At 46.2% G+C, this 3,141-nt stretch carries 4 protein-coding genes and 1 pseudogene; 1 reads left to right on the top strand and 4 read right to left on the bottom strand.

All coding sequences use genetic code 11. The annotated features are described in order from the left end of the window. The coding region (locus E4021_RS17840; RefSeq protein ID WP_168797674.1) for a transposase at positions 1-299 on the top strand (299 nt) is incomplete at its 5' end. Positions 300-1,472: 1,173 nt separating this feature from the next. On the opposite strand, the gene E4021_RS17835 is transcribed toward E4021_RS17840, so the two are convergent. From E4021_RS17835 to E4021_RS18245, 4 genes and pseudogenes are all read right to left on the bottom strand, one after another. Further along, a complete protein-coding gene (locus E4021_RS17835) occupies positions 1,473-1,706 on the bottom strand; it encodes a hypothetical protein (protein ID WP_136460848.1) in 234 nt (77 codons plus the stop codon). Positions 1,707-1,715: 9 nt separating this feature from the next. Beyond that, positions 1,716-2,150, bottom strand: coding sequence for a DUF4279 domain-containing protein (locus E4021_RS17830; RefSeq protein WP_136460846.1), 435 nt, complete (start codon positions 2,148-2,150; stop codon positions 1,716-1,718). Between the two features lie 297 nt (positions 2,151-2,447). Continuing rightward, positions 2,448-2,828, bottom strand: coding sequence for a hypothetical protein (locus E4021_RS17825; RefSeq protein WP_136460844.1), 381 nt, complete (start codon positions 2,826-2,828; stop codon positions 2,448-2,450). Positions 2,829-2,885: 57 nt separating this feature from the next. Next, a pseudogene (locus E4021_RS18245) lies at positions 2,886-3,141 on the bottom strand (hypothetical protein); the annotation flags it as partial.

The following is a 3,141-nucleotide window of genomic DNA, read 5'->3' as shown; positions in this document are numbered from 1 at the left end:
CGGACAAAGCCTACGACTCGGTCGCCAACCGAATGTACTTACGCAAGCGAGCCATCAGGCCGGTGATTCCGAATCGGGGGTTGGCCGAAGGAAAGAAGCGTCGACGAAGGGGCCCAAAACCCAGCTTGGACCGGGTGGACTATCGCCGTCGCAATACGGTGGAGCGCATGTTTGGGTGGTTGAAAGAGTGCCGGCGAATTGCTACGCGATACGAGAAAAAGGCTGCGCACTTCCTCTCCATGGTGAAGCTCGGGGCTATCCGATTGTTCCTCCGAAGGTATTTTTCAGACACAGCCTAGCTGGTGTGAATATCAATAATGATCCGTTGTGTTCCATTGAGTAGTTGGTAATTGAGTCGTATTTGTACGCTACAAGATAGTCACCATTAATTAATGTATCCTTCGCCCCAACTAGTATGCCCTTGAACAAGATCTTATTTGATGAGCTATTATATTCATTGATAGCTGGTAGATCAAATACTGAAGTACTACAGTCACAGCCGTATAATAATCCTTGGCAATTCAATATGAAAATCGTAATACACAATGCAATCTTAGCCTTCATGATTTAGTGTAGTTCCTTATGTATTATTTGACTTATTGATGTGCATTTCCAATGATACAGTTTGAGTTTCGAACGGTAGACTCATAGTATATCACAAGGCATCTCGATATTTAACTTTCTTCCCGCTGATATTAAACGGGTCAGATGAATCGGATTGTCTCTAATCTGCGTGTTTTGTCGTGGCCCTTTAATGGGCCATGTCGCCCAACGGGAGCGCCGGCGCGGCCCGGCCCCACCACCAAGCTAACGAATCGATCTAAGCATCAAGTCTGCTTTAAGGGCCTCACCGAAACGGCAAGGGTTTGCTGCCGGGTCGACGATGGCGCGATGTTGGCGGAAGTGCTTCTTCTCTTTTTTCCTAGCAACGAGCGGCAGCTTTTTCCGGGTCCTGTGGGCTTTGTAGTGCGCGGTAGCTTTTCTGTGGCTGGGGGTCAGGTAGCTCGCGGTAGCTTTTCCTATTCCTGCGGGCTCAGCAGTGCGCGGTAGCTTTTCTATGGCGTGCGGCGGGGTAACTCGCGGCAGCTTTTTCCGGTTCTGCGGGCTCAGCAGTGCGCGGTAGCTTTTCTATGGTGTGCGGCGGGGTAACTCGCGGCAGCTTTTTTCGGTCCTGCGGGCTCAGTGACGCGCGGTAGCTTTTGTCAGCCCCAGCGTTGGACTGATTGTCGGTTGATACTGTGTCGGTTCTGGCATTTCCGCCAACGAGTGCGCCCACGCAGCCGGGGCTTCGCCAAGCCGAAGGTAAAAACTTTACCCAGCCCAAGAGGGGCGACGCGGCGGCATGGACCGAAACCGACCAACGGGAGCTTTCGGGCCATTGACGACGGGACGAACCCGGACATCAATAGCACTGACCAAGTTCACCCTACCTAGCCCCGGTTGACGCTGGGCGCGGTGTTGTGTGCAGTTTTTTATTTTAGTTCCTTGTACATCGGCCCATCATTTCGGACTTTCTTAATTGCATCCGTCCAATATTCCCAAAATGCGGAGTCTGCTGGTTCATCTGATCCTTTCCAATATTCGCCACCGCTTAAAACATCGGTCAGGTCATTTGATCCACTACTTTCCCAGTATGCTTTCAAGCAATATAGCATTGCTTCATAACCTTCCTTTTTTGATATTAAATCGTCTTTTTCGTTGCTCATCTTTACCTTTTAATAGTCCGTTCTTTCAACTTTATAAAGGTCAAAATCTACTTCTGTTTGGGTTTTACATAAGAATTCAATTGTTCTTTTGTTCAGCCCAAAATATGGTGTTGAAGCGTCTGGATTGACGTCGATGTCTATTACAAATTGAAGTCGTGTTTTCAAATTCAATTCATTTCTCAATCGGTTAATAGCTTCAATCTTTGGTTTAAAAATGTCAATCATTTTTTGAAGAGGAGTTTCCAAGTCGATTTCGTTTCCTGCCTCAATTTTGTACTTCCAAGAAGTTGACTTTGGAACAGGGTCCTCTTTTACCATTACCGATGTTGGCTGAATTCCTAATTCTCGGGTGATGACTTCTGTGTCGAAGAAGTCAGAATCGAATGAGAAGTACAGATAATTATTGCAATCTGTTCCGCTATATGTTAGTTTCTCGTAAGTCATTTTTACAAATTGCACACAACGAGTGCGCCGGCGCAGACCGGCTACCACCGACCAGCATCCCGATCTCGACTAACTTCAAGGTAACCCTTAAAAGCTTCATTGACGCCCACCCGGACCCTCGCCGGTTTGTCGCTGGCGCGATGTTGGCGGAAGTGCTTCTCCTTTATTTTTTGTAATGCGGGCTCAGGTAGTTCGCAGTAGAGCAAACTGGCCGGCGACTGAGGATCTTAGTATCGCTTTAATTATTTAATGCAAGCCTATGCATTTACGGAATGATATCCTTGATCTAATCCATACCTAATATTCAATCCAAATCGCCTTAACTATTGGATTGATTTGATATAACGTAATTTTTTCATTCCCATCATTTGTGTTATCTAAATCAAAGAATATTTTTTTCCCATCATCAAAGTGAATTGTTAATTCCTTACGTTCTACATATGCGATATTTTGGCAAATTGCGGATCTTAATCTATTCAACTCTAAGATTTCAAATTCATCTTCAGTTAAATTTTGATAATTCTTTGACGGATTAATTTTCCACTCGCAGTCGATCCATAGTCTAAAGACCTCACTTCCACTTCTTTTAGCAAATTCCACATATGGAAATTCTGTTGAAATCCCAAATCCGCATACGAAGGTGTCTTTTAAGGTAGCAATTATTAAGTTATGTTGCATATTGTTAAATTCTATTTAGTCGTCCCTGAAAAAGATACTCAGCGGTTTGGTTTAGGCTTATATCGCTCCCAACGCCATTCTGCGCTGGTGGGCCCTCGGTAGGGTTACTCCATTTAGCCTTTCTACGCAGGTTTCAAAGAAGGCCATCGCCAGCTGGATCAGCTTCAGCATGACCATCACCGGCAGCATTTTCAGCTGATTCAGGCGCTTGACCAGGTTGAAGGCCGCTCCGGCCAGCAGGCAGTTGACGGCATCGCCTAGTTCTCCGCTCAAAAAGTTGCGCCGCATGCGGTGATCATCCTTGAGGTGACCG

The sequence above is a fragment of the Neolewinella litorea genome, from assembly GCF_004803465.1.
In the GTDB taxonomy this organism is placed as follows: Bacteria; Bacteroidota; Bacteroidia; order Chitinophagales; family Saprospiraceae; genus Neolewinella; species Neolewinella litorea.
This window is presented reverse-complemented; position numbering and strand designations above follow the sequence as displayed.